Here is a 24,500-nt window from a genome sequence, read left to right on the forward strand (position 1 = left end):
GCCTCATTCCGACTTCAGATCAGCGCGGCCGGCAGACGCCTCGGCTTCGGGTTGGCTCGGCGTACCGGTTGCGACCTTCGGCGCGGCGGGGTGGCCACCCGGGCCCGCTGCGCGGGGCGCCAGTGCACCGGTTGCAAGCCGGCCAACTGGACGTAGATTTCCCGACGTCGAACGGCGTTGCCGTACTCGTCCAGACTGTAGCCGGTGAGCCAGCACCAGCCGTGATAGGTGGGCTTTTCGCTCACCCGGGTCACCCGGAACAGCATGGCCCGCCGACCGCCGAACTGTACGCTCGCCGCCGCCCCGACCTGCACCACCATTCCGGGGCGGGGTGGCTCCTGCATCATGGGACCGGGATGAGAAAGCCGGGTCCGTTGGGATCGAGTCGTACCCAGCAGTTGACGGCATCGCCGCAGACGGGGCACCTGCCGAACCGATCGGGGCTGTGCGAGTCGGCCAGCAGATAGCTGTTGACCAGGATGTCGGCCGACGTGTACGGCGGTGGATCGGCGGCCCGGTCGGTCCAGGCGATGAAACGATTGTGTAACCAGCCGGCGGGAACATGTCGTAGATCCTCGGCGGCGTTGACGAGATGGTGGGCCAGGTAGTACCTGAGTGAGACGATGCTGCCCGCGAACTCGGCCCGTAGCTGTCGTCTTCGGACCGCACAGGGCCAGTCGTCGCCGCATCCGGTGCAGGTCCACAGCGGAGCGGCGGGATCGTGGTCCCACATTTCCGTTCCCCCCGCTTGGGTCGTCAGAGGTTCGGCTGCCATGCAATCGATGCTTTACTAGAGCGCGAAACAATGCAATATTACGTCTTGGCTGAACGATTTCCCTCTAACGATCTGTAATTACCTGAATCACGGAGAGTACTCAGTGGACATTACAAATCAAATGAAAGGTTCACTCGAAAGGTAATACTGGAGAGGGGGAGTGAAGTGCAGGCAGGGGTGGACTCCACCGTTCCTCGCAGAGAGCTCGGGCGGCACCTACGCCAGCTCCGCGAGGAGGCCCGGCTCACCATCAAGGTGGTGTCCGAGGCGTTGGAGTGGTCGATGCCGAAGATCTGGCGCATCGAGAGCGGGGCGACCAGCATGCGGTCGCTGGACGTGGAGGCGATGTGCCGGATATACGGTGCGTCACCGCAAATGACCGAGGCCCTCACCGGGCTGGCGAAGGAAACCAGGGCCCGGGGGTGGTGGCACTGCTACGGCGAGGCCATTCCCGGCTGGTTCGAGCCGTACGTGGGGTTGGAGGCCGCGGCAAGCCATCTGCGGATGTACGAGCCGCAGTTCGTTCCGGGACTACTGCAAACGCCGGCGTACGCCACGGAGGTCTGCCGGGTGGTCAGTCCCGAACTCGCACCCGCCGAACGTGAGCGGGCGGTCAGGGTCGAACTGGCCCGGCAGGAGATCCTCGACGGGCGGCGCGGGCCGGCTCCACAGCTCGACGTCGTACTCGACGAGGCGGTGCTGCGTCGGGTCGCCGGCAGCGGCCAGATGATGGGCGAGCAGTTGCGGCATCTGGTGGCCGTCAGCCAGCAGCCGAACATCTCGGTCCGGGTGCTGCCGTTCTCGGCCGGGCTCTACCGGGCCGAGCGCGCCAACGGCGGCTTCGCCATCCTCGAATTCCCGAAGGACGGCCTCGGGCGCCGCACCGAGCCGCCGATCGTCTACAGCGGCGGTCTGACCGGCGCGCTCTATCTGGAGAAGCCGCACGAGGTGGACAGCCACGCCGCCGTCTGGCGTGACTTCGAGGAGATCAGCCTCACCGAGGAGCTGTCCCGAAAACTGATCACGACCGTGGCGGAGGAGTACGGCGGGTGACGCCGTCGAGCACGGCCCGGCCGTGACAGCCGGGGTCAGCAGCATCACGGGGAGGGGGAGAAAGAACCGGCAGCCTGCCGTACGTCGCCGATGTGGGGAGACAGCGGCGACGGGCGGGACGGCGGTCGGAATGTCGGGCCGAGCCGTCGGGCGAGGTTCGGTGACCCGCCGTTGCCCGGGACCGGGCCGGTGGGGGTGGAGTGCGGACGACCGCCTCCACCTCCGCGTCCGTACCCGACGGGACACCGACTCCGCCGATGCGGCACCGCACCACGTGGGGTGCGGTTCCGCGGGCGGGCGCGGTCTCAGCCCCAGGCACGGTCGAGTGCCAGCGCCAGCCGCCGCGCCCACTGCCGCGCGGTGCCGGCGACACCGGGGTACTCGTCGAGAAAGTTGTGCCAGTCGACGTCCCAGCCGAGCACGGTCTCGGCGGTGAAGTCGTCGGCCTCGGCACCGAGTTCGGCTCGCAGGAGCGTGCGGACGAGGTCCCGGTCCACAGTGGTGTGCTCGGCGAGGAGCACGGCGTCGTAGAGATCCTTGCCCTGCGGGTACGCGTCGGTGGCCAGCCAGAGCAGCTTCCAGGCCAGCGAGAGCGCGGCGGGCGCGGCCAGCACCGGCACGTCGACGCCGGGCAGCACCAGCGCCTCCGGCGCGAGGGGCAGCCGCTCGCCGAAGACGATGTCGAGCTGCACGTACCCCTCCGGCGCCTCCGGCGTGTCGAAGGGGACGACCAGCCGCCGCCCGTCGGCGCGTTCGTAGGTCCAGATGGCCGACTCGGAGATCTGGTCCGCCCGCAGGCCGACGGCGTCCGGGATGCGCCGGACGGCGGCCCTGACGTCGTGGAGCAGCGCACGGGCGTCCGCGCTGTCGCTCCGGATGGTGTGCGGGGTGACGACGAAGTCGAGGTCGCCCGGTTCCCGGGCCGCGTCGCCGACCCAGGCCCCCATCGTGACGCTGCCGCGCAGCACCAGGTGCTCGCTTCCCCACCGGGTCGCGGCGACCGCCGCGAGGATCCGGTTCATCGCGGTGTGCCGGGCGCCGGCCCATCGCCGGCCGGTCTCCGCGACCAGGAAGCTGGGCTCGCCGGCGCGGTAGGCGTTCGGGTACTGCTTCAGCGCGGGGTCGAACGCCGCCCGCTGCCGGACGGTCGGGTCGGCGGGCAGCGGCCGATAGGTAGGCGGATAGTGCGGGCTGCCGGCCGGTGCGGTCCGAATCTCGTCCTCCCGGCTGTGCGCCCAGTCTCTGGCGGCCCAGATCGGGGCGTCGCTGAGCCAGCCCTCGTCGTGCGACAGGTGACTGTCGGACACCACGTACTCCTGCTCGAGGGTCACGACCTCGTGCCCGGCCGACCGGAGCGCCTCGACGAGCGCGTCGAGCCGCTGCCTGGCCGTGCCGAGCCCGACGCCGTGGCAGCGCTGGGTGACGAACCGTTCCTCGGCGCCGCCGCTCCGTTTCCGGCGGGCGTTCCGGGAGAGCCGGGCGTGGTGCGGGGTGATCACGTCGGTGACCGCCAGCAGGGTCCGCACCGACGCGTCGGGGAGCAGCAGTTTGACGTGGTGCTCGAAGTACCGCCCCGCGGGCTCGGTCGCCGCCTCCTCGTCGGACTGCGGCAGGCCGGTGCACCACGGCGCTGCCTCGATCTTGGAGCGGCACTCCGGGATGCCGGCCCGGCGCAGCCGCTGCCGCCAATGCTCCACCACGGCGTGCTGCTCCCGCAGGGTGCCCCGGCCGGTCAGGGTGAGCATGGGCTGGGAGGCGAACGTGCCACGGTCGAGCACGATGTGCAGGAACTTCACCCCGTGCTCGGCCGCGAACGCCGCCAGCTTCTCGGCATGCTGCGCGTGCACCGTCACGTGGATCTCGAAGTCCCCCGACACCTCAGACACCGGCGTAGCGTACGGCCGGGACACCGGGCCGGGAAACGCGGTTTCCGGTGCGCGTCCCGCCCGCCGCCACCTCGGCCCACCCGGGCGGGTGGGGCCGAATTGGTGCTTTACCAGCGCGGGAAGTAATGCAATATTACCTCTTGGTCCGAACGGTTCTTATTGATCTCTTCTATTGCTGACGATCCGTCATCGGTCTTGGGGTCGGTATTACAGATCGACTGAAAGATTGGTGCGGCGATGATTCCGGAAAGGGGATGACGGTGCGGGCAGAGGTCGACTCCACCGTTCCGCGCAGGCAACTCGGGCGTCACTTGCGTCAACTCCGCGAGGAGGCCCGACTCACCATCAAGGTCGTTTCCACGACCCTGCGGTGGTCGACTCCGAAGATCTGGCGCATCGAGACCGGGGCGACCAGCATGCGGTCGCCGGACGTCGAGGCGATGTGCCGGATCTACGGCGCGTCCCCGGAAATGACCGAGGCGCTGACCGGGCTGGCCAAGGAGACCAAGGCCCGCGGCTGGTGGCACTGTTACGGCGATGCCATCCCCGAGTGGTTCGAGCTGTACGTCGGCCTCGAAGCCGCCGCCTCCCACCTGCGGATGTACGAGCCGCACTTCGTGCCGGGACTCCTACAGACCTCGGCATACGCCAGCGAGGTCTTTCGGATCGGCAGTCCCGAACTCGGGCCGGTCGAGCGGGACCGGGCGGTCAAGGTCCGGCTCGGACGGCAGGCGATCCTGGGCCGTCGCCACCCGTCGGCCCCGCAGCTCGACGTGATCCTCGACGAGGCGGTGCTGCGCCGCGCGCCCGGTGCCGGATCAATAATGGCTGAACAGTTGCGGCACCTGGCCCTTGTCAGTCGGCAGTCGAATGTGTCGGTGCGGGTGCTGCCGTTCTCGGTCGGGCTCTACCGGGCGGAGCGCGCTAATGGCGGTTTCGCGATCCTTGAGTTTCCCAAGGACGGCATCGGCCGCCGGACCGAACCGCCGATCGTCTACAGCGAGGGGTTGACGGGCGCTGTACCTGGAGAGGCCGCACGAGGTGGAAGCCCATCTCGCGGTCTGGCGAGATATTGAGGAAGATAGCTTGACGGAGGCAGAGTCACGAGAGCTGATCGAGTCGATCGCGGAGGAGCATCCAGCATGATGATCGATCTGTGCCGGGCCGACTGGCGGAAGAGCAGCCGAAGTGGGGGCGGCAACTGTGTCGAGGTGGCGGACAACCTGGTGGGGGTTGTCGGGGTGCGGGACAGCAAGGACGTGACCGGGCCGGTACTGGCGTTCCCGCCTCACGCCTGGGCGGCGTTCGTGGCTGCCGTGGCCGGCGGCGCCGCACCGACCCCCGACCGCTGACCTTCTCGCTCCGACCGGAATGCTTGCGTACGCAACAAAAGTAGACCACGATCAAGACATCATCATCGATGCCTTGGAGGTCACTGATGCGGCGAGCACGCGCGAGGGTCGGGGCCGGTTTCTTCGCGGCGATCGGCCTGGCCGCCGGACTCGGCGTCGCGGCGTCGCCCGCCTCGGCAGAGCCTAGCGGCCTCACCTTCTACAGCACGCCGTTCAGCGTCGAGGTGGCGCAGGTCGCCGCCCCGACCGGCGAGTGCGCGCCGCTGCCGGCGACCGCGCGCGGCCACGTCGGCTGGAGCGGCTTCACCGACGTCGTCCTCTACCGGACCGCCGACTGCACCGGTCAGGCGACCAGCACCGGCACCCTGCGCACCTACGAGGCCGGACGCTTCAGCAGCTTCCGCGCCCGCTGACAGCCAGGCACCCACAGCACCCCGTCACGCCCGCACCCGGCGGGTGACGCGTGACGGGTCACGCCCGCGTCCGCGACCGGCCTTGCGCTGGACCTGGACAACAGAGGCGTTACCCGAGGCGGTAAACGCCTCTGTTGTCCAGGTGAGCAGGGTGGCCCCCGCCGTCACTCGGCGAGGCGTACGGTGTCCGGCCGGGGGAAGGGCAGGTTCCAGTCCGGCGGCCAGCCGTGGGCGGTCAGCCCACCGGTACCGAAATCGAGGAGTCGGGGAATCCGCCACTCCCACCACGCCTCCCCGGACGGGCGGCCGGGCCAGGGCACGGTGACCGCCCGGAACCGGTCGTCGATGGTGTCCAGTTCCGGCTGCCGGATCGCCCGGACCCGGGGCGGCAGCAGCGGCCAGACCCGGGCCAGGATGCCCCGGCAGGCGATGTCGTTGCGGAACTCCGCATCGCTCCAGGAGTAGCCCTCGGCCACCTCGTCGACGATCAGGTCCCAGCCTTCGAGCAACGAGTTGAGGGTGGGGCGCTGCCCGCCGGGGCGGGGACCGGCGCCGGCGGCGACGGCGGCATACACCCCGTCGTACTCCTCCGCGGTCAGGACCACCTCGTCCGCGGGCTCGGGGGTGCCGGTCATTGCGCCGGGAGGGCGACCCAGGTGGCCCGGGCGCGGGCCAACTCGGCACCGTCCGGGGCGTACAGGGTGGTGTACACCAGGGCCTTGCGGCCTTCGGTGCCGGCGAGGGCGCCCCGGATCACGCACTGCTCGCCGGGGGCGGGCAGCCGGTCCAGGCGTACGGCAATCCGGCCCAGCACGTACGGGCGGCCGGCGCCGATCACCGACCAGCCGCCGGGGCAGTCCAACGCGGCCCAGACGGTCGGGTCCGAGACGTCGTCCGGGACGGTCCACGGTGCGGCGGTGCTGCCGTCGGCGAGCCGCCCGGGGAAGATGCCCAACCCGTCGGTGCGGTCCGGGCCGCAGACGTAGCAGGTCGGGAACGGATGGTCGGCGAATCCCGGGTACCCCTTGGCGGCCTCGACCGCGTCCGCGTACCCGATCGGTGGGACCACGGTGTCGACCTCGGCGTCCGACGCGACCTCGGCCACGACGGCGCCGTCGGCGGTGCGGACCTGGCAGTCGAGCACCGACAGCGGGGTGTCCAGCGGCGGCGGCATCCGGAGGGTGACCTCGCAGGTCTTGCCGTGCGCGAAGAGGCCGGCGGAGTAGCCGCCGTTGCCGGAGCCGGGCGGCCCGTTGAACCGGGCGGGGATGTGCATCGCCTCCGCCTTCCGCGAGGTCGGGGCCCGGATCGCGGGCCGGTGGGAACGACCCCACGGTACGCGTGACGGGCCGCCGATCCGGGGCGGGCGCCCGGACGTCGATGTCCCGGACGCCCGCCCCGACGCTGCGGGCGGCCCGACGGCGCTGCGGGCGGAGCGACGGCGCTGCTACCAGCGCGACGGCGGTGGTGGCGGGACGACCGGCGGGCGGTCGTCGCAGGTGATGGTGTTCGGCAGCAGCCAGGGCGCCAGCCACGGGCCGGTGGTGCCGCCACCGTCGTTGCCGCCGAGGTCGGTCAGCCGGAACTCGGAGCCGGTCGGCGGGAAGTTGAACGAGCCGCAGTTGTTCACCCCGACCGCGCCGACGTTGCGGGCGTCGACGTTGGCGAACGACGCGCCGCCGGCCGCCCGCGCGCTGAGCACCGAGGTGCCGGTGCCGTCGACCCGGATGTCGGCGAAGCTCACCCCGTCGATCGAGTACAGGTCCTTCACCGACCACTCGCTGACCAGCATGATCGCGTTGTACGTGCTGTCGAGGTAGTGGTCGCCGGTCACCCGGATGTCCGCGTCGATGTCCCGCTCCAGCGCGTAGATCCAGATGGCGCCGAGCCCGATGTTCCAGTTCAGCTCGTACGTCCCGGCCCGCACCACCGTGTTGTCGGTGATCCGGGTGGTGCCGGCGAACGGCTCCGCGCCGAACCGGGAGCCGAGCTGGATGCCGCTGCCCTCCCGGACCGGGTCGGCGATCAGGTTGTTCGAGACCGTGTTGTCGGTGCCGCCGTAGAGGGCGATCCCGTTGGCCAGCGTCGGGGTCTGGATGGTGTTCCGGTCGAAGGTGTTGCGGGCGTCCGCCACCCTGTCCGACCACATCGCCAGGGCGTCGTCGCCGGTGTTCCGGATGAAGTTGTTCCGGACGGTCGAGTCGGTGACTCCGGTGTGGAAGTTCAGCGCGTCGGCGATCTGGTCGACGACGATGTTGTCGGTGACCCGGACGTTCCGCATCGGGCCGTCGAACCAGATGCCGACCTTGGTGTGCTGGATGTGCAGCCCGTCGATGGTCGAGTCGCTCATCGCGCCGCCGATGCCGTTCACCTGGTCGGTGTCGATCCGCTCGCGTACGTCGCCGGAGATGGCGAAGCCGGAGAGGTGGACGTTGCGGCTGCCGCCGTCGGCCGCGTCCCTGCCGTAGAAGCCGACCCCGGTGTGCACCGAGCCGTCCGGCGCGGGCGGGTCGAGGGCCACCTGACGGCCCTTGACGACCGTGTACCAGTTGCCGGCGCCCTCGATCGTCACGTCGTCGACGATGATGTGCCGGTTGACCTGGTAGGTCCCCGGCGGCAGGTAGACCGTCAGCCGGGTCCGCTTCGCGAAGGCGATCGCCCGGTCGATCGCGTCGGCGGAGTCCCGCCGGCCGGTCGGGTCGGCGCCGAAGGCGAGCACGTTCGCGGCGAGGAGTCGCACCCTCGGCGGGCCGACGAGTTCCGAGTCGAGCAGGTCGATCACGGTCCAGGCGGCGTCGCTGCCGGTCGGGGCGGTCAGCCGGATCCGGTCGCCGGCCCGGTAGGTGCGGTCGAGCCGGAGCCGCTGCTCGTCGTAGAAGTGCATCGGCCGGAACGGCTTGGTGATCGTCGGAGACGGTGTGGTGGCCGCCGGTACGCAGCCGCACTCGGTGATCCACCAGTCCGGGTGCAGCAGCTCGGCGTCGGGGTCGTTGCTGAACGGGTACTGGTTGTAGAGCCAGGAGTACTCCGAGGTCAGCGTCATGGTCTGCCGGCCCTTGCCGTTCACCGTGACGTGCAGCGGTGCCGTGATCCCGCCGCCGTCCGGCGAGTCCGGGATGCTGTAGCGGACCGTGATCGCGTTGGCCGCCCTGGGCAGGGTGAACTCGACGTACTGCCCCGGGTGCAGCCGTACCGCCGACCGGCCGGACGCCTCCGCCGGCAGCGTGTAGGCGGTCCGGTCCGGGCCGATGACGGTACCGGTGGTGCGGGCGTGCTCCGCCTCCTGTTCGAGGAAGTCGACGGCGGCGCCCCGGCCGGCGACGAGCGCGGGGTCGAGCCCGGCCCGGGTGACGACCGGAGCGGATCCGCCGTGACCGCTCGGCTTGGGGGTGGCGGGGCCGGTCGGCTTGGCGGCGCCGTGACCGCTCGGCTTGCCGGTGGCGAGGTTGGTCGGCTTGGCGACGGCGAGGCCGGTCGGCTCGGCGGCGGCGGGGGCGGGCGCGGGGGTGATGGTCGAGAGGCCGATTCCCAGCACGGCGGCTGCCGCGAGCCAGCGGGACGGTCGACCGGACCAGTGCGACGGAACTCCGAGAATGCTCCGTGACATCGGGAACTCGTTTCTGTGGGGGCCGTCATGTTATTGCAGAAAACTGTCCACATTCAAGCGTCTGTTTGTCGCGTATCGTGCGGCACTTGCGGCGGTCGGGACGGTCTTGCCCCGGGTTGGCCCGGCCCCCGCCGAGGGGAGGTGTGAGAGCGGTACCAGTAGATATGTTGCCGGGATGGAGATCCGCCCGTACCGGTCCGGCGACCGGGCCGCCGTGCACGACATCTGCATCCGTACCGCCGACGCGGGGCAGGACGCCTCCGGCTCGTACGCCGACCCGGGCATCCTGCCGCACATCTTCGCCCACCCGTACGCCGAACTGGAGCCGGAACTCGCCTTCGTGCTGGACGACGCCGGGCAGGCCGTCGGCTATGTCCTCGGCACCGCCGACACCGCCGCCTTCGTCCGGCGGTTCCGGGACGAGTGGCTGCCCCGGGTGGCGGACCGCTATCCGGCACCGGCCGGTGAGCCGGCCACCCCGGACGAGGTCATGGCGCACCTGCTGCACACCCCGGAGCGGATGATCCTGCCGGACCTGAAGGAGTATCCCGCGCACCTGCACATCGACCTGCTCCCCGGCTATCAGCGCGCCGGCCACGGCCGGGCCCTGGTCGACACCTTCGTCGGGGCGCTGCGCCGGGCCGGCGTACCCGGGCTGCACGTCGGAATGATCACCGACAACCGGTCGGCCCGGGCCTTCTACGACCGGCTCGGCTTCCACGTCGTCGACGTCGCCGACCCGGGCCCGCTCACCTACCTAGGCCTGCTCTGCTGACCGGCGCCGCTGCCTGCCGGCGCCGCTGCTGACAGCGGTGCCGCCGCTGACAGCGGTGCCGCTGCCGATCGGCGGTGCGGCTGACCGGCGCCGCTGCTGACCGGCGGTGCCGCTGGCCGGGCCGGCGGTCAGCGGTTCTGCACGAGCTGCACCGGGTTGCCGTCCGGGTCGGTGGTCCAGGCGATCAGCAGCCGGCCGAGCCACTCGTGCGGTGCGGCCAATGCCGGGGCCCCGCTCGCGGTGAGCGCGGCGTACGCGGCCGGGACGTCGTCGGTCCAGAGCACCACGGCCACCCGCTGACCCTCGGCGATCGGGTCGAGGCCGTGGTCGTCCCGGGTGGATGCCGCCGAGGCGATGCCGATCCGGTAACCGTCGAGCACCAGGTCGACGTGAATCGGGTCACCCTCGGCCGGCACCCGGAAGGTCTCCGCGAAGCCCAGACCCAGATAGAACCGCACCGCCCGTTCGACGTTCTCGCTGAACAGGATGACCTGCGGGCTGCGTAACACCGGCATCCGGCGACGCTAGCAGTCGACCGCCGGAGCCGCCGATCCCTGCGCCCACGGCTGAAATGGCTGGGTCGGCCATTCCCGCCTCGGTAGCCTGTGGCGGTGTCCCCGCAGCTCCCGCACCCCGAGCCGGGGGTGCCGGACACCCGGGGACCACTGCGCTACATCTGGTGGCTGGTGCGCAGCCAACCCGTACGCGTGCTGCGGGGCAGCCTACTCGGCACGGCCTGGATGGTCGGGCTCTCGCTGCGGCCGTACCTCGTCTCCCGGGCGATCGACGACGGGCTGCGCACCGGGAACACCCGTGCCCTGCTCTTCTGGGCCGCCACGATCGTCGTCGCCGGCTTCGGGCTGGCCCAGCTCGGGATCCAGCGGCACCGGACGATGACCTTCATCCGGGAGGACGCCAGCGCCCGCTCCGCCGCCGTACTCCTGCGGCAGCTCTCCCGGATCGGCGCGGTACTGCCGCGCAAGCTCGCCGCCGGTGAGGTGGCCACGGTCGGCGGCTCGGACATCACCAACACCTCGCACGTGCTGACGCTGACCGGGCCGGGCGTCGGCGCCGTACTGGCGTACACGGTCGTCGCGGTCATCCTCTGGTCGATCTCGCCACGGCTCGCCCTCTGCGTGCTGCTCGGCGTGCCGGCGGTCGCGATCCTCATCGGGCCGCTGCTGCGCCGGCTGGACCGGGCCGAGTCCGTCTATCGGCAGCGGCAGGGCGTGCTCACCACCCGGGCCGGGGACATCGTCGCCGGGCTGCGGGTCCTCGCCGGGGTCGGCGGCCGGGACCTATTCGCCCGCCGGTACGCCGTCCGCTCCCAGGAACTGCGGGCCGAGGGCTACCGGGTCGGTGCGGTCAGCAGTTGGATCGAGGCGCTGACCACCGCGATCCCGGCGGGCTTCCTCGCCGCCGTGATCTGGCTGGCCGCCCGGATGGCCGTGCACGGCGAGATCACCATCGGGCAACTCGTCGCCGTCTACGGCTACGTCGCGGTGCTGATCGTCCCGGTGTGGTTCCTGATGCAGGGTAGCTACCAGGTGATCCGGGGTCGGGTCGCGGCCCGCCGGATCATCGCCCTGCTCCGGCTGACCCCGGACGACGTCACCGGCCCGGAGCCGGACGACGCGGCTGGCGCGAGGCGGGGAAAAACCGGTGACACAGAGCGGGACGGCGCGGGTGGCGGAGAGCCGGACGGCGCCGGCGGCGGAGAGCCGGACGGCGCGGGAGGCGCGGGGCGGGACGGCGTCGGTGCCGGGGCGCTCCGGCCTGCCCCGGCCGGTCCCGCCGAACTGCACGATCCGGTCACCGGGCTGACCGTGCCGGTCGGGCGGCTGATCGGGGTCGCCGCCGCCGACCCGGCCGAGGCGACCGCCCTGGCCGACCGGCTCGGCCGTTACCGACCCAGCGAGGTGACCTGGGGCGGGGTGCCGCTGACCGCGATCGCGCTGCCCGAGGTGCGGTCCCGGATCCTGGTCGCCGACCACGACTCCTACCTCTTCGCCGGGACGCTGCGGGAGATCCTGCACAGTGGACGGCAGCACACCGACGCCGAGCTGCGGGCCGGCCTGCGGGTCGCCTCCGCCGAGGACGTCGTGGAGGCCCTGCCGGAGGAGCTGGACACCCCGATCGACACCCGGGCCCGCCGGCTCTCCGGCGGCCAGCGGCAGCGGGTACGCCTGGCCCGGGCGCTGCTGGTCGAACCCGAGGTGCTGATCCTGGTCGACCCGACCTCGGCGGTGGACGCGCACACCGAGGCGCGGATCGCGCAGCGGCTCCGGGACGCCCGGGCCGGTCGCACCACGATCCTGCTCGCCACCTCGCCGCTGCTGCTCGGGCACGCCGAGCAGGTGGCGCACCTGCGCGACGGGCGGATCGTCGACACCGGCACCCATGCCGAGCTGCTCGACCGCGACCCGGGCTACCGGGCGCTGGTCTCCCGGGACGGCGAGCCGTTGGCGGCGGCCGGCGGGGCCGTCGACGGCGAGGGGGCGCTGCGGTGACCGGGCTGCCGGTGGCGGACCTGGGCACGGTACGCCGGGCGGGGTGGGACCTGATCGCCCGGGACCGGCGGGCGGTCGCCGTCATCCTGGTACTGCACGTGGCGGCGACCCTCGCCGGGCTGGCCGCGCCCTGGCTGCTCGGAGTCATCGTCGACGAGGTGGTGGCCGGCGCCGGCACCGGCACGGTGGACCGGCTGGCGTTGGCCATCGTCGGCTGCGTGGTGGTGCAGACCGTGATCTCCCGGTACGCCCAGTACGCCGGCCACCGCTTCGGGGAGCGCGCCGTCGCCCAGCTCCGCGAGGAGTTCGTACGCCGCACGCTGGCGCTGCCGGTCTCGGTCGTCGAGCGGGCCGGCACCGGAGACCTCGCCACCCGCAGCTCGGTCGACGTCGCCACGGTCGGGGTCACGGTCCGCCAGGTGGTGCCGGTGGTGGTCATCGCCTCGGCACAACTGACCCTGCTCTTCGGAGTGATCTTCGTGCTGCATCCGGTGCTCGGCGTCGCCGCGCTGGCCGGGCTGCCGTCGATCGTCGCGGTGACCCGCTGGTATCTACGGCGGGCCTCCACGGCGTACCTCGCCGAGGGCGCCGCGTCGGCGGAGCTGACCGAGGCGCTGACCACCACCGCCGAGGGCGCCCGGACCGTCGAGGCGCTCCGGCTCAGCGGCGAACGGGTCGCGCACGGCCGGGCCCGGATCGGGCGGGTCTGGACGTCCCGGCGACGTACCCTGCGGCTGCGTTCGGTCTTCTATCCGGTGGTGGAGTCGAGCTATCCGCTGCCGATCGCGGCGGTACTGCTGGTCGGCGGCCTCTGTCTCGACAACGGGCTGGTCACCCTCGGCGAGGTGGTCGCCGCCGCGCTCTACCTGCAACAGGCGATCGGTCCGCTGGACCAGATCCTCCAGTGGATGGAGCAGGCACAGCGTGGCCTCGCCTCCTTCGCCCGGGTGCTCGGGGTCGGCCAGGTGCCGCCGGAGCCGCGCGGGCGGGGCGCCTCGCCGGCCGGGAAGCAGATCGAGGTCCGGGGTGTCCGCTTCGGTTACGCCGACGGCCCCGACGTGCTGCACGGGATCGACCTGACGGTCCGGCCCGGCGAGCGGCTGGCCATCGTCGGGCCGTCCGGGGCCGGCAAGTCGACGCTGGCCCGGCTGCTGGCCGGGATCGACCGCCCCCGGCACGGCGAGGTGAGCCTCGGCGGCTGCCCGGTCACCGACCTCGACCCGGCGCAGCGGCGGCGCCGGATCGCCCTGGTCACCCAGGAGCACCACGTCTTCATCGGCTCGCTGCGGGACAACCTCGCCTTCGCCGCCCCGGACGCCACCGACGCACAGATGCGGTCCGCGCTGGTCGCGGTCGGTGCCGACTGGTACGCCGACCTTCCCGACGACCTCGACACCGAACTCGGCGACGGGGCCCGGGAGCTGAGTCCCGCCGAGGCGCAGCAGCTCGCACTGGCCCGGCTGGTCCTCGCCGACCCGCACGCGCTGATCCTCGACGAGGCGACCGCGGCCCTCGACCCGACCACCGCCCGGCGTACCGAGCGGGCGCTGGCCGCGGTGCTCGCCGGGCGTACGGTGATCGCGATCGCGCACCGGTTGAACACCGCGCACGACGCGGACCGGGTGGCGGTGATGGAGGACGGCCGGATCACCGAGCTGGGCAGCCACGACGAGCTGCTCCGGGCCGACGGCGCGTACGCCGCCCTCTGGCGCTCCTGGCACGGCTGACCCCCTGCGCCGAGTGCCCCGAAGACGCTCCTGGTGCCGTGACCGGTCAGGACCCTTCCCCGTCGGAGTGTCGCCGCGTGCCGGTGGCGGTCTCCTGCTCGCCGAGCCAGCGGCTGTGCGTCTCCCAGGCCGACTGCTTGCTGGTGGCCAGGGCGGCGCCGATCTGCGTCCAGGAGGCGCCGGTGGCCCGGGCGGTCCGGACCGTCAACTGCCGGCCGTAGCTGGCCTTGCGCATGATCACCTCGCCCAGGGCGAGCAGTTCCAACGCCTCCTCCCGACTCAGCGGCCGGGCGTCCGGATCGGGCTCGGTCTCGTCGTCCGGGTCGTCGGTCGGCGGGGCGAGCGCGTCCCGGAGCCGGAGGTGGTCGTAGCGGGCGGCGGCGGTCAGCAGGGTGAAGCGCTGTTCCAGCTCTTCGGGAGTACTCATGTACGCCACTCTGCCGTCAAGTCACCTTGACGTCAAGCTGCCCTGACGTCAGGCCGCCTTGACGAGGGACATCGACGCCTCGGCCCGGCGCCAGAGGTTCCCCGTGACTCGAACCCGAGCCGGCGTTGCGTCGTTGGTCCCCGGTGACGGCCTCTTCCGCGACCAAGGAGCATCCGGTGCCGACCCGCCTCAACCCATACCTCAGCTTCGACGGGAACGCCCGGGAAGCGATGGAGTTCTACCAGCGCCTCTTCGGCGGCAACCTGGTGCTGAGCACCTTCGGGGAGTTCGGCACCGAGGGCGACCAGGCCGACCAGGTCATGCACGCCATGCTCGAAACGGACAGCGGGTTCACCCTGATGGGTTCCGACGTGCCGCCCGGGATGGAGCACGCCCCGGGCAACGCCATCACGGTGAGCCTGAGCGGGGACGACAGCGACGAGCTGCGCGGCTACTGGAACGCGCTCTCCGAGGGCGGCATCGTCTCGGTACCGCTGGAGCGGCAGATGTGGGGCGACGAGTTCGGCGCCTGCGCCGACCGGTTCGGCACCCCCTGGATGGTCAACATCTCGCCGCCGCGCGGCTGAGGCCGGACGGGCCCGGAAGTCTATGCTTGGCGACCATGCCCGAAGGTCACACCATCCACCGGCTGGCCGCCCGGCACCGGGAGCTGTTCGGTGGGGAGAAGGTGCTGGCCAGCAGCCCGCAGGGGCGGTTCGCCGAGGGAGCCGCGCTGCTCTCCGGAGCCGTACTCGAGCAGACCGAGGCGTACGGCAAGCATCTGCTGCACCACTACGGCGGCGGGCAGACGCTGCACGTACACCTCGGGCTCTACGGGAGGTTCACCGACGGCGACGGTGAACCGCCGGCGCCGGTCGGCCAGGTCCGGCTGCGGCTGCGTAGTGACCTGCACTGGCTGGACCTGCGCGGCCCGACCGCCTGCGAGCTGCTCTCCCCGCCCGAGGTCGACGCCCTGCGGGACCGGCTCGGTGCCGACCCGCTGCGCGCCGACGCCGACCCGGACACCCCGTACGCCCGGATCCGGCGCAGCCCGACGCCGCTCTTCGCACTCCTGCTCGACCAGTCGATCGTCGCCGGCACCGGCCTGATCTTCGTCACCGAGGCGTTGTTCCGGGCCGGCCTGCCACCCACCACTCCGGGCCGGGATCTCACCCCGCAGGCGTGGCGGAGGATCTGGGCCGACCTGGTGGAGCTGATGACGGCGGCCGTCGCGACGGGGCGGATCGACACCGTGCACCCCCAGCATCTGCCCGAGGCGATGGGCCGGCCGCCCCGGGTAGACCGGCACGGCGGCGAGGTGTACGTCTACCGCCGTGCCGGACTGCCCTGCCACCTCTGCGGTACGGCGGTCCTCCGGGCGGACCAGGCCGGCCGCAACTCGTACTGGTGCCCGCGCTGCCAGCGGGCGCCGCGCCGATCCCGGGCCGGACGGTGAGCGGGCCCGGCTCGGCGGACTCGGCGACCGTCAGGGCGTGACGCGGCGGATGGTCAGGTAGCCGACCCCGGCCAGCAGGGCAGCCAGCAGCGCCGGCCAGCCCACGATCCAGGCCGCCACCGGCTGGTCGGCGAACCAGCCGCCGATGCCGGACCAGAGGTCCAGCCAGGTGAGCAGTACGGCGACGCCGGCCAGCACGAGCAGGGTGCCGGTGCTCAGCAGCCACATCCCGGTCAGCCCGAACCGCTTGTAGAAGACCGCGACGAAGATACCGAGGAAGCCGAGCAGGACGAACGGCACCGTGTAGATCGCGATCTGGAGCAGCGGGTTCAGGTCGTCGATGAAGTTCAGCCCGAAGAAGCGCAGCCGGATGCCCCAGCCGTCCGTGGCGTCCTCGACCAGTTGGCAGCAGAAGAGCAGTACGCCGAAGAGGACGGACTGGACCGTCAGGAAGAGCGCGGAGGCCAGGTAGAAGGTCCGCCGGATCACGCTCAGCGCCATGCTGAAGGGCAGCAACTGGGTGATCCAGTTGATGCTGGTGACGAAGACGACGATGTAGATCGAGACGATCGCACCGGTCGTCGGGTTCACGTCCCGGTCGCCGATCACCAGGAAGACGGCGTAGTTGACGGTGAAGACCATCAGGAGCAGCAGCCAGGGCCAGGCCACGGTGTTCTGCCAGCCGACCAGTTGGACCCGGGTCACGGTCAGCACGCGGTTCATCGGGTGGTCTCCTTCCGGGTACCGGTGGCGTCGCCGCCGGACCGGGCCTGTGCGGTGGTGAGCCGGATGACGATCTCCTGTAGCGAGACCGCCTCCAGGTCCAGCCCGAGCGCCTTCGCCTGGGCGCGTTCGGCGGTGCCGAAACTGCCGCGCAGGGTCGCCCGGGCGTACCGGCCGAGGGTCTCGCGGTGCAGCTCCTCGTTCCGGGCGGCCAACTCGTCGACGGCGGTGGCCGGTCCGGCGACCGTGACCACCTGGCCACGCAGCGCCTCGGCGGTGGTGTCCAGCAGCACCCGGCCCTGGTCGAGCAGGAGGACGTGTTCGAGCAGCTCGCCGACCTCGTCGATGAGGTGGGTGGAGAGCACCACGGTCCGGGGGTGCTCGGCGTAGTCGGTGAGCAGGTGGTCGTAGAAGAGGTGCCGGGCGACGGCGTCGAGACCGAGGTACGGCTCGTCGAAGAGGGTCAGCGGGGCCCGGGAGGCGAGCCCGATGATGATGCCGAGCATCGAGTGCATGCCCCGGGACAGCTTCCGGACCTGCCGGCCCAGCGGCAGCCGGAAGTCCGCCAGCAGCGTCTGCGCGAAGTCCTCGTCCCAGCCGGGGAAGAGCAGCCGGGCCGACTCCAGCGCGTGCCGCACCTTGAAGTACTGCGGGTAGGTCTGGCTCTCCTTGATGAAGCAGACCCGGGACATCACCGACTCGTTCTCGTACGGCGGCGTCCCGTCGATGGTCAGCCCGCCCGAGCTGGCCAGGAGCTGTCCGGTCATGATCTGCATCAGGGTGGTCTTGCCGGCCCCGTTCCGGCCGAGCAGGCCGTGGATCCGGTTCTGCTGGAGGGTGAAGCTGACGTCGTCCAGGGCGGTGACGTCGCGGAACCGCTTGCTCACGTGTTCGGCGCGGACCACCGTGGTCATCGGTCCTGCTCCCATCGGTCGATCATGCGCTTGAGTTCGTCGGCGTCGATGCCGAGCTTGCCTGCCTCGGCGAGCAGCGGGTGCAGGAACTGCTGGGCGAACTCCTCGCGACGGCGGTCCCGCAGTCTCGCGCGGGCGCCGGTGGCGACGAACATGCCGATACCTCGTTTCTTGTAGAGAATCCCGTCGTCCACCAACTGGTTGACGCCCTTGCCCGCGGTCGCCGGGTTGATCCGGTGGAATGCCGCCAGCTCGTTCGTGGAGGGGACCTGGGTCTCCTCGGCGAGCGTGCCGTCGATGATCGAGTTTTCGATCAGCTCGGCGATCTGGAGAAAGATCGGTCGCCCGTCCTCCATCAGCCGGACCCGCCCGCCGGCCGGCGGGGTCCGGGCGGACCGGCCGGATCCGGCCTCGTGGGTTCATTACTCATGTAATTAACCATCCAACCAACCCGGCTCGCTGTCAAGGTCGGAGAGCCGACCAGCGGGGTTGCCCCGGCCACATCGCCGGTTCCGGCCAGGGCCGCCGCCGAGCCGTGGCCATAGGCTGCCGACCTGATGCCCACCCTCACCGCCGCGATGCTGCTGGCGGCGGTACTCGGATTCGCCGTGCTGCGCCCCCGCCGGCTGCCGGAAGCCGCCGTCGCACTGCCGGCGGCGCTCCTGGTGGTCGCGGTCGGCTTGGTGCCGTGGCCCGCCGCCCGGGCGGAGCTGGCGATGCTGGCGCCGACGGTCGGGTTCCTGGCCGCGATCCTCGTGCTGGCGCACCTCGCCGACGCCTGGGGCGTCTTCGGCTACGCCGGCGCGGTCGCCGCACGGGTGGCCCGGGGCGGCTCCGGCCGGCGTCCGGCCACCCGACTGCTCGCGGTGGTCTTCGGCATCGCGGCGACGGTGACCGCAGTGCTCAGCCTCGACGCCACGGTGGTCCTGCTCACCCCGGTCGTGCTGGCCACCGCCACCGCCAGCGGGGTACGCGCCCGCCCGCACGTCTACGCCTGCGCCCACCTGGCCAACTCGGCGTCACTGCTGCTGCCGGTGTCGAACCTCACCAACCTGCTCGCGTTCGCCGCCAGCGGGCTGACCTTCGCCGGCTTCGCCGCCACGATGGCGCTGCCCTGGCTGGCGGTGATCGCCGTCGAGTACCTGGTGTTCCGGCGGTTCTTCCGGGCCGACCTGGCCGCCCCGGCCCGGCCCGGAGCGGTCGAACCGGTGCCGCCACCCCGGTACGCGCTCGGGGTACTCGGCGCGACGCTGGCCGGTTTCGTCGCGGCCGAGCCGCTGCACCTGCACCCGGGCTGGGTGGCCGGGATCGGCGCGGTGCTGCTGGGCGTACCGCTGGTGGTCCGGGCCCGCCGCGCCGAACGGCTGCGTACCGCCGGCCGGATCGTGGCCGAGGCGCAGCCGCTGTTCTGCGTCTTCGTCCTCGCCCTCGGCGTCGTCGTGCTGGCGGTACGCCGCAACGGCCTCGACGACATGGTCGGCCGGCTCGCCCCGCACCGGGCCGACCTGCTCGGCCTGCTCGCGGTCGCCGGGCTGGCCGCGCTGCTGGCCAACCTGGTCAACAACCTGCCGGCGACCCTGGTCCTGGTGCCGGCGGTCGCCCACTCGCCGGGCCTGGTGCTGGCCGTGCTGATCGGGGTCAACGTCGGACCGAACCTCTACTACGTCGGCTCGCTGGCCACCCTGCTCTGGCGGCGCATCCTGCACCTGCGGGACGACCCGCCGGCCACCGGCACCTTCCTGCGGCTCGGCGTGCTCAGCACGCCCGCCGGACTCGTCGCCGGGGTGGTCGCGCTCTGGGCCGCGCTGCACCTGACCCAGTCCGCCTGAGGGAACGGCGGGATCAGAACCAGCGGCGCTTCGGCGGGCGTACGGTCACCGAACCGAAGATGACTTTGGAGTGCACCTCCAGCACCGGACCGCCGGGCGGGGCATCGCCGCGCAGCTTGGACTCCTTGCTGCCGAAGACCGCCGTACCGGTGAGCCGGACCTCCACCCCCTCCGGCACGAAGATCGTCACCGAGCCGAAGATCGCGGTCGCCTCGATCGTGACCACCGGATGCGGCAGCGTGGTGTCCTGCAACTCGATGTGACAGTCCCCGAAGACCGCACGCGCCTCCAGCCGGGCCGGCACCGGCCAGCGCCCCTTGCGGGACTCGTTGCCGAAGATCGCGACCAGCCGTTCCGGAGCCGACCCGGCGAGAGCGGACTCCGACCGGCGGGCCGGCACCGCGGCGGCCGGCGAGCCGGTCGGCAGGTCGTCGGTGAGCCGGGCCAGTTCACCCCGGGTCTTGGCGGCGTGCGCGGCGGTGGCCCGGTCGGCGTACTCGTCCAGGGTCAGCCGGCCCTCGGCGGCCGCCGTACCCAGCAACTCGACGACCTGCTCGCGCTCCCGGTCGGAGACCCGGATCCGGTCGGCGTCGTCCTGCGGTTCCCGCTCCATGGCGGCACAGCCTATCGGCCATCGGGTACCCGTTGGCGCCCGCTCATCGGATCGCGTCGACCGCCTTGCGGGCGGCGACCAGTACCGGATCCCAGACCGGGGCGTACGGCGGCGCGTAGCCGAGATCGAGGCCGGACATCTCGTCCACGGTCATCCGGTTCCAGAGCGCCACCGCCAGCACGTCGATCCGCTTCGCCGCCTCGGAACGGCCGACGATCTGCGCACCGAGCAGCCGCCCGCTGCGCCGCTCGACGATCAGCTTCACCGTCATCGGCTTCGCCCCGGGGTAGTAGCCGGCCCGGCTCGTCGACTCGACCCGTACGGCGACGAACTCGAAGCCGGCCGCCGTCGCCTCCTTCTCGAGCAGCCCGGTACGCCCGACCTCCAGGTCGCAGACCCGGGTCACGGCGGTGCCGACCACCCCGGCGAAGGTGGCGTACCCGCCGCCGATGTTGATCCCGGCGACCCGGCCCTGCTTGTTGGCGTGCGTGCCGAGCGGCACGTAGACGGGCTGCCCGGAGACCCGGTGCACCGACTCGACGCAGTCACCGGCCGCCCAGACCCCGGGGGTGTCCACCACCCGCATCCGCAGGTCGACCCGGATTCCGCCGGTCGGACCGATCGGCAACCCGGCCTCGGCCGCGAGTGCGGCGTTCGGGCGTACCCCGAGACCCAGCACCACGATGTCGGCCGGCAGGGTGCCGTCCTCGGTGACCACGGCGGCGACCCGGCCGTGCCGGGTCTCCAGCCCGGTCACGGTGACCCCGCTGCGCACGTCCACGCCCAGCCCGCCCAGCGCCTTGCGGACCAGGGCGCCCATGTCCGGGTCGACGGTCGACATCGGCTCGGGGCTCCGCTCGACCAGGCTGACCGAGAGACCGCGCTGGATCATCGCCTCGGCCATCTCGACGCCGATGTAGCCGCCGCCGACCACCACCGCCCGGCGGGGTGCCGGGTCGCCGTCCAGCCAGTCGATCAGCGCCGCGCCGTCGTCCAGGGTCTGCACCCCGAACACCCCGGCCGCGTCGGTGCGGGCCCAGGGCGGGGTGACGGGCACGGCGCCGGCGGCGTACACGAGCTGGTCGAAGCCCTCCCGGACCTCGCGCCCGCCGTGTTCCAGATCCCGGGCCACCACCTCGCGCCGGTCCAGGTCGATGCCGACCACCTCGTGCCGGAGCCGGACGTCGACCTGGAATTCCTCCCGGAACGTCGCCGGGTCGCGGCTGACCAGTTGGTCCGCGTCGTCGACCAGCCCACCCACCCAGTACGGGATGCCGCAGGCCGAGTAGGAGGTGAAGTGGCCGCGTTCGAACGCGACGATCTCCAGCGCGGACCGGTCGCGGCGGCGCCGGGCCTGCGACGCGGCGGACATCCCCGCCGCGTCGCCGCCGACCACCACCAGCTTCTCAGCCATGTCCCGCGCTGCCCCTGGTACGCCGGACCAGGTCGTCCAGTACGTCGGAGATCTCGTGCCGCCGCGCGTAGGCGGCCCGCTGCCGGGCGGCGCCGGTGCCGTGCGCCTGCAACCGGCTCAGCAGCTCGGTGACCAGCGGCAGGTCGCCGTGGCGTTCGAGGGCCGGCCGGAGCCGGTCGAGGAGGCGGCGCATGAGCTGCCAGGCGGGCCGTACGCTGCCGTCGACCGGGTCCACGCCGAGCCCTTCGAGCCCGTCGTGCGCCGCCCGCCAGTGCGCGCCGACCAGCATGTGGTGCGACACCCGGGGCGCCGGCACCCCGGCCGCGATGTCGGCCAGGGCGGTGTCGACCAGGGCCCGGACCAGTGCCGCGATCAGGATCGTGTCGTCCAGGCCGGGGCAGACGTCGCCGATCCGGACCTCCACCGTCGGATACTTCGACGACAGCCGGGCGTACCAGTAGAGCATCCCCTCGTCGAGCATCATCCCGGTGCCGATGAGGTCCTCGACCAGGCTCTCGTAGTGCGCGTGCGACTCCAGGAAGGGGGTCGGCGCCACCGACGGCCAGCGCTCCCAGAGCACCGAGCGCCAGCTCGCGTAGCCGGTGTCCCGACCCTGGTAGAACGGCGAGTTCGCGGTGGCGGCGTGCAGGATCGGCAGCGCCGGGCGGAGGTGGTTGAGCACCTGCACGGCGGTCTCCGGTTCGGGCACCCCGACGTGCACGTGCATGCCGTTGACCCCGGGCGACGGGACCAGCAGTCCGAACCGCTCGATCATCTGGTCGAACCGGGGGTTCTCCACCAGCGGCGGCATCGGGCCGTCGACCGGGCCGGTGCCGACCGCGACCAGGCGTACGCCGGCCGCCTCGGCGGCGTCGGCCAGCCCGGTACGCAGCAGCCCGAGCGAGTGCCGCAGCGCGGTCAGCTCCAGCCCGGGCGGGGTGCCGATCTCGATCTGGCTGGTCTGGAACTCGCGCTGCACCTGCCCGCGCAGTTCGTCCGGCACCTCGGCCAGTACCGCCTCGACCGCGGGTGCCGCCGCGCCGGTCACCGGGTCGACGAGCAGGAACTCCTCCTCGACCCCGACCGTCAGCGATTCCGGTCCATCGTTCGGCAGAGGTTGCACCGGTGCGGTCAGCCCGTCGAGCATCACCATCACCATCACCGCCCGTCGTTCGATCCGAACAGCGTCGCTGGCGCGACCGGTTGTTCATTACCCTCAGTGTCGATGCCGGGAAACTCCCCGGCAGACCAATCGCGGCATCCGGCTGTCCCCGTGCTTCTGTCTCCGTGCTTCTGTCCCCGTGCTTCGGGTGGGCCGGCGGCCGGGACGGTCGCGGTGGGCGTACCGGGGCGAGGCATCGACAGGTGTTGACAGGTGGGGGCGGGGGACGTACAACTCCTGAGAGAGCGCTCTCTCGGCTCCGTCTCCACGCCGGGCTCCCCGTCCCGGCGTGGGGCTCCCCGTCCCCTGTAGAGAGGCCCCGCACATGTCCACCACCCGGATCGCCCAACCCGCCGGCCGGAGCACCAGAAGGCGCCTCGCGCTGCTGGTGGCCGTGACCACCCTCTTCGCCACGGTCTTCGCCACCGTGACCGTGACCGCCCGGGCCGCCATCCCGCCCCCGGCCTCCGGCTGGAGCCTCGTCTGGGGCGACGACTTCACCGGCGCGGCCAACACCCTGCCCTCGTCGGCGAACTGGATCATCGACACCGGCACCAGCTATCCCGGCGGCCCGCCGAACTGGGGCACCGGCGAGATCCAGACCTACACCAACAGCACCGCCAACGTCAGCCACGACGGCAGCGGCAACCTGCGGATCACCCCCATCCGCAGCGCCTCCGGCCAGTGGACCTCGTCCCGGATCGAGACGGTCCGCAGCAACTTCAAGCCGCCGTCCGGCGGGGTGCTGGCGATCGAGGGCCGGATCCAGATGCCGAACGTGACCGGCGCGGCGGCGGCCGGCTACTGGCCGGCGTTCTGGGCGCTCGGCGCGCCGTACCGGGGGAACTACCAGAACTGGCCGGGGATCGGCGAGTTCGACGTGATGGAGAACGTCAACGGGATCAACTCGGTCTGGGGCGTACTGCACTGCGGCGTCGCGCCCGGCGGGCCGTGCAACGAGTTCAACGGCATCGGCGCCCAGCGGGCCTGCCCCGGCTCGACCTGCCAGGCGGCGTTCCACACCTACCGGTTCGAGTGGGACGCCTCGGTCAGCCCCCAGCAACTGCGCTGGTACGTCGACGGCCAGCACTACCACACCGTCACCCAGTCCCAGGTCGGCTCGTACTGGTCGCAGATGACCGACCACGCCGGCTACTTCCTGCTGCTCAACGTCGCGATGGGCGGCTCGTTCCCGAACGGCGTGGCCGGCGGCACCACCCCGACCTCCGCGACCGTCTCCGGCCGGCCGATGCTGGTCGACTACGTCGCGGTGTACAGCCGGGGCGGTGGCACCAACCCGACCAACCCGCCGACGACGCCGCCGCCGACCACGCCGCCGCCCGGCGGCACGGTGAGCGCGTACTCGACGATCCAGGCCGAGGCGCACAACGGGCAGCAGGGCGTCGGCGTCGAGGCGTGCAGCGAGGGCGGCCAGAACATCGCCTGGCTGGCCAACGGCGACTGGGCCCGCTACGACCGGGTCGACTTCGGTTCGACGCCGCCCCGGGACTTCGTGGCCCGGGTCGCCTCGGGTGCCGGTGGCGGGGTGAGCGGCCTGGTGCAGGTCCGGGTGGACAGCCCGACCGGTCCGGTGCTGGGCAGCTTCGCCGTCGGCAACACCGGCGGCTGGCAGAGCTGGCAGTCGATTCCCGGCAACGTCTCGGCGGTGACCGGGGTACGCACGGTCTACCTGACCTTCAGCAGCGGCCAGTCGGCGGACTTCGTCAACCTCAACTGGTTCACCTTCCGGCGCTGAGCCCGGGAGGGTCCCGTCGCTGACCCGCGCGAGCGGTCAGGACCGGGTCCGGCCGGCGTCTCCGGCTTCTCGGCCCACCGGAGACGCCGGCCTCGGGCGTGCGCGACC

General features: G+C 72.1%; 24 protein-coding genes and 1 pseudogene. 11 read left to right on the forward strand and 14 right to left on the reverse strand.

Annotation, left to right across the window (positions count from 1 at the left end; translation table 11 throughout):
• Positions 1 to 14: 14 nt before the first annotated feature.
• Both C6W10_RS10965 and C6W10_RS39685 read right to left on the reverse strand, forming a co-directional pair.
• Positions 15 to 347 carry a hypothetical protein gene (locus tag C6W10_RS10965; protein ID WP_107257974.1) on the reverse strand — a complete coding sequence of 111 codons (333 nt, stop codon included), beginning with the start codon at positions 345 to 347 and terminating at the stop codon, positions 15 to 17.
• Positions 344 to 775: a hypothetical protein gene (locus C6W10_RS39685; RefSeq protein WP_369938223.1), complete on the reverse strand. Its 432-nt coding sequence runs from the start codon at positions 773 to 775 to the stop codon at positions 344 to 346. The genes C6W10_RS10965 and C6W10_RS39685 overlap by 4 nt, the downstream gene beginning before the upstream one ends.
• A gap of 165 nt (positions 776 to 940) precedes the next feature.
• Here C6W10_RS39685 and C6W10_RS10975 point away from each other — a divergent pair, with 165 nt between their 5' ends.
• Positions 941 to 1,828: a helix-turn-helix transcriptional regulator gene (locus tag C6W10_RS10975; RefSeq protein ID WP_107257975.1), complete on the forward strand. Its 888-nt coding sequence runs from the start codon at positions 941 to 943 to the stop codon at positions 1,826 to 1,828.
• A 305-nt stretch (positions 1,829 to 2,133) separates the two neighbouring features.
• On the opposite strand, the gene C6W10_RS10980 is transcribed toward C6W10_RS10975, so the two are convergent.
• Positions 2,134 to 3,714, reverse strand: a complete 1,581-nt coding sequence (locus C6W10_RS10980; RefSeq protein WP_107257976.1) for a nucleotidyl transferase AbiEii/AbiGii toxin family protein — start codon at positions 3,712 to 3,714, stop codon at positions 2,134 to 2,136.
• Positions 3,715 to 3,968: 254 nt separating this feature from the next.
• Between C6W10_RS10980 and C6W10_RS10985 the strand changes: the two are divergent.
• From C6W10_RS10985 to C6W10_RS10995, 3 genes and pseudogenes are all read left to right on the forward strand, one after another.
• Positions 3,969 to 4,860: pseudogene (locus C6W10_RS10985) on the forward strand (helix-turn-helix domain-containing protein).
• The gene (locus tag C6W10_RS10990; protein WP_107263845.1) at positions 4,860 to 5,066 is read left to right on the forward strand and encodes a DUF397 domain-containing protein; all 207 of its coding nucleotides are present in this window, start codon (positions 4,860 to 4,862) and stop codon (positions 5,064 to 5,066) included. The pseudogene C6W10_RS10985 and the gene C6W10_RS10990 overlap by 1 nt, the downstream one beginning before the upstream one ends.
• A gap of 86 nt (positions 5,067 to 5,152) precedes the next feature.
• Positions 5,153 to 5,479: a hypothetical protein gene (locus C6W10_RS10995; RefSeq protein WP_107257977.1), complete on the forward strand. Its 327-nt coding sequence runs from the start codon at positions 5,153 to 5,155 to the stop codon at positions 5,477 to 5,479.
• A gap of 164 nt (positions 5,480 to 5,643) precedes the next feature.
• Here C6W10_RS10995 and C6W10_RS11000 read toward each other — a convergent pair whose 3' ends face one another.
• The 3 genes from C6W10_RS11000 to C6W10_RS11010 all read right to left on the reverse strand — a co-directional run bounded on the left by C6W10_RS11000 (position 5,644) and on the right by C6W10_RS11010 (position 9,086).
• A complete protein-coding gene (locus tag C6W10_RS11000; RefSeq protein WP_107257978.1) occupies positions 5,644 to 6,114 on the reverse strand; it encodes a hypothetical protein in 471 nt (156 codons plus the stop codon).
• Complete coding sequence (locus C6W10_RS11005; RefSeq protein ID WP_107257979.1) at positions 6,111 to 6,755, reverse strand: hypothetical protein; 645 nt, start codon at positions 6,753 to 6,755, stop codon at positions 6,111 to 6,113. The genes C6W10_RS11000 and C6W10_RS11005 overlap by 4 nt, the downstream gene beginning before the upstream one ends.
• Positions 6,756 to 6,926: 171 nt before the next feature.
• On the reverse strand, positions 6,927 to 9,086 hold the full coding sequence (locus C6W10_RS11010; protein ID WP_234361696.1) for a glycosyl hydrolase family 28-related protein: 2,160 nt from the start codon (positions 9,084 to 9,086) through the stop codon (positions 6,927 to 6,929).
• A 175-nt stretch (positions 9,087 to 9,261) separates the two neighbouring features.
• On the opposite strand from C6W10_RS11010, the gene C6W10_RS11015 reads away from it, so the two are divergent.
• Entirely contained in the window at positions 9,262 to 9,861 is a 600-nt protein-coding gene (locus C6W10_RS11015) for a GNAT family N-acetyltransferase (RefSeq protein WP_107257980.1), read from the forward strand.
• Positions 9,862 to 9,989: 128 nt separating this feature from the next.
• Here the strand turns inward: C6W10_RS11015 and C6W10_RS11020 are convergent, their stop codons facing one another.
• The gene (locus C6W10_RS11020; RefSeq protein WP_107257981.1) at positions 9,990 to 10,376 is read right to left on the reverse strand and encodes a glyoxalase/bleomycin resistance/extradiol dioxygenase family protein; all 387 of its coding nucleotides are present in this window, start codon (positions 10,374 to 10,376) and stop codon (positions 9,990 to 9,992) included.
• Positions 10,377 to 10,472: 96 nt separating this feature from the next.
• On the opposite strand from C6W10_RS11020, the gene C6W10_RS38475 reads away from it, so the two are divergent.
• Together C6W10_RS38475 and C6W10_RS11035 are read left to right on the forward strand one after the other, a co-directional pair.
• A complete protein-coding gene (locus tag C6W10_RS38475) occupies positions 10,473 to 12,371 on the forward strand; it encodes an ABC transporter ATP-binding protein (RefSeq protein WP_234361697.1) in 1,899 nt (632 codons plus the stop codon).
• A complete protein-coding gene (locus C6W10_RS11035) occupies positions 12,368 to 14,098 on the forward strand; it encodes an ABC transporter ATP-binding protein (protein ID WP_107257982.1) in 1,731 nt (576 codons plus the stop codon). Before C6W10_RS38475 ends, C6W10_RS11035 begins: the two co-directional genes overlap by 4 nt.
• A gap of 46 nt (positions 14,099 to 14,144) precedes the next feature.
• On the opposite strand, the gene C6W10_RS11040 is transcribed toward C6W10_RS11035, so the two are convergent.
• Positions 14,145 to 14,525 carry a hypothetical protein gene (locus tag C6W10_RS11040; protein WP_107257983.1) on the reverse strand — a complete coding sequence of 127 codons (381 nt, stop codon included), beginning with the start codon at positions 14,523 to 14,525 and terminating at the stop codon, positions 14,145 to 14,147.
• Positions 14,526 to 14,701: 176 nt separating this feature from the next.
• Here C6W10_RS11040 and C6W10_RS11045 point away from each other — a divergent pair, with 176 nt between their 5' ends.
• A complete protein-coding gene (locus C6W10_RS11045; RefSeq protein ID WP_107263848.1) occupies positions 14,702 to 15,112 on the forward strand; it encodes a VOC family protein in 411 nt (136 codons plus the stop codon).
• A 35-nt stretch (positions 15,113 to 15,147) separates the two neighbouring features.
• On the forward strand, positions 15,148 to 15,981 hold the full coding sequence (locus tag C6W10_RS11050; RefSeq protein ID WP_107257984.1) for an Fpg/Nei family DNA glycosylase: 834 nt from the start codon (positions 15,148 to 15,150) through the stop codon (positions 15,979 to 15,981).
• A 30-nt stretch (positions 15,982 to 16,011) separates the two neighbouring features.
• On the opposite strand, the gene C6W10_RS11055 is transcribed toward C6W10_RS11050, so the two are convergent.
• From C6W10_RS11055 to C6W10_RS11065, 3 genes are read right to left on the reverse strand one after another with little or no spacing between them, the layout of a single operon-like run.
• Positions 16,012 to 16,704 carry a hypothetical protein gene (locus C6W10_RS11055; protein ID WP_107257985.1) on the reverse strand — a complete coding sequence of 231 codons (693 nt, stop codon included), beginning with the start codon at positions 16,702 to 16,704 and terminating at the stop codon, positions 16,012 to 16,014.
• Positions 16,701 to 17,633: an ABC transporter ATP-binding protein gene (locus C6W10_RS11060; protein WP_234361698.1), complete on the reverse strand. Its 933-nt coding sequence runs from the start codon at positions 17,631 to 17,633 to the stop codon at positions 16,701 to 16,703. The genes C6W10_RS11055 and C6W10_RS11060 overlap by 4 nt, the downstream gene beginning before the upstream one ends.
• Positions 17,615 to 17,974 carry a GntR family transcriptional regulator gene (locus C6W10_RS11065; RefSeq protein ID WP_107257987.1) on the reverse strand — a complete coding sequence of 120 codons (360 nt, stop codon included), beginning with the start codon at positions 17,972 to 17,974 and terminating at the stop codon, positions 17,615 to 17,617. The genes C6W10_RS11060 and C6W10_RS11065 overlap by 19 nt, the downstream gene beginning before the upstream one ends.
• 201 nt (positions 17,975 to 18,175) lie before the next feature.
• Between C6W10_RS11065 and C6W10_RS11070 the strand changes: the two genes are divergently transcribed.
• Complete coding sequence (locus C6W10_RS11070) at positions 18,176 to 19,447, forward strand: ArsB/NhaD family transporter (protein ID WP_107257988.1); 1,272 nt, start codon at positions 18,176 to 18,178, stop codon at positions 19,445 to 19,447.
• Between the two features lie 13 nt (positions 19,448 to 19,460).
• Here C6W10_RS11070 and C6W10_RS11075 read toward each other — a convergent pair whose 3' ends face one another.
• The 3 genes from C6W10_RS11075 to C6W10_RS11085 are packed head-to-tail and all read right to left on the reverse strand — an operon-like array spanning position 19,461 to position 22,627.
• Positions 19,461 to 20,060 (reverse strand): DUF1707 domain-containing protein, encoded by a 600-nt coding sequence (locus C6W10_RS11075; RefSeq protein WP_107257989.1) that lies wholly within the window; start codon positions 20,058 to 20,060, stop codon positions 19,461 to 19,463.
• Positions 20,061 to 20,103: 43 nt separating this feature from the next.
• Complete coding sequence (locus C6W10_RS11080) at positions 20,104 to 21,474, reverse strand: FAD-dependent oxidoreductase (protein WP_107257990.1); 1,371 nt, start codon at positions 21,472 to 21,474, stop codon at positions 20,104 to 20,106.
• A complete protein-coding gene (locus tag C6W10_RS11085; RefSeq protein ID WP_107263849.1) occupies positions 21,467 to 22,627 on the reverse strand; it encodes a glutamate--cysteine ligase in 1,161 nt (386 codons plus the stop codon). The genes C6W10_RS11080 and C6W10_RS11085 overlap by 8 nt, the downstream gene beginning before the upstream one ends.
• Positions 22,628 to 22,961: 334 nt before the next feature.
• Here C6W10_RS11085 and C6W10_RS11090 point away from each other — a divergent pair, with 334 nt between their 5' ends.
• Positions 22,962 to 24,392, forward strand: coding sequence for a carbohydrate-binding protein (locus C6W10_RS11090; RefSeq protein WP_107257991.1), 1,431 nt, complete (start codon positions 22,962 to 22,964; stop codon positions 24,390 to 24,392).
• Positions 24,393 to 24,500: the final 108 nt, after the last annotated feature.

This window comes from Plantactinospora sp. BB1, from assembly GCF_003030385.1.
In the GTDB taxonomy this organism is placed as follows: Bacteria; Actinomycetota; Actinomycetes; order Mycobacteriales; family Micromonosporaceae; genus Plantactinospora.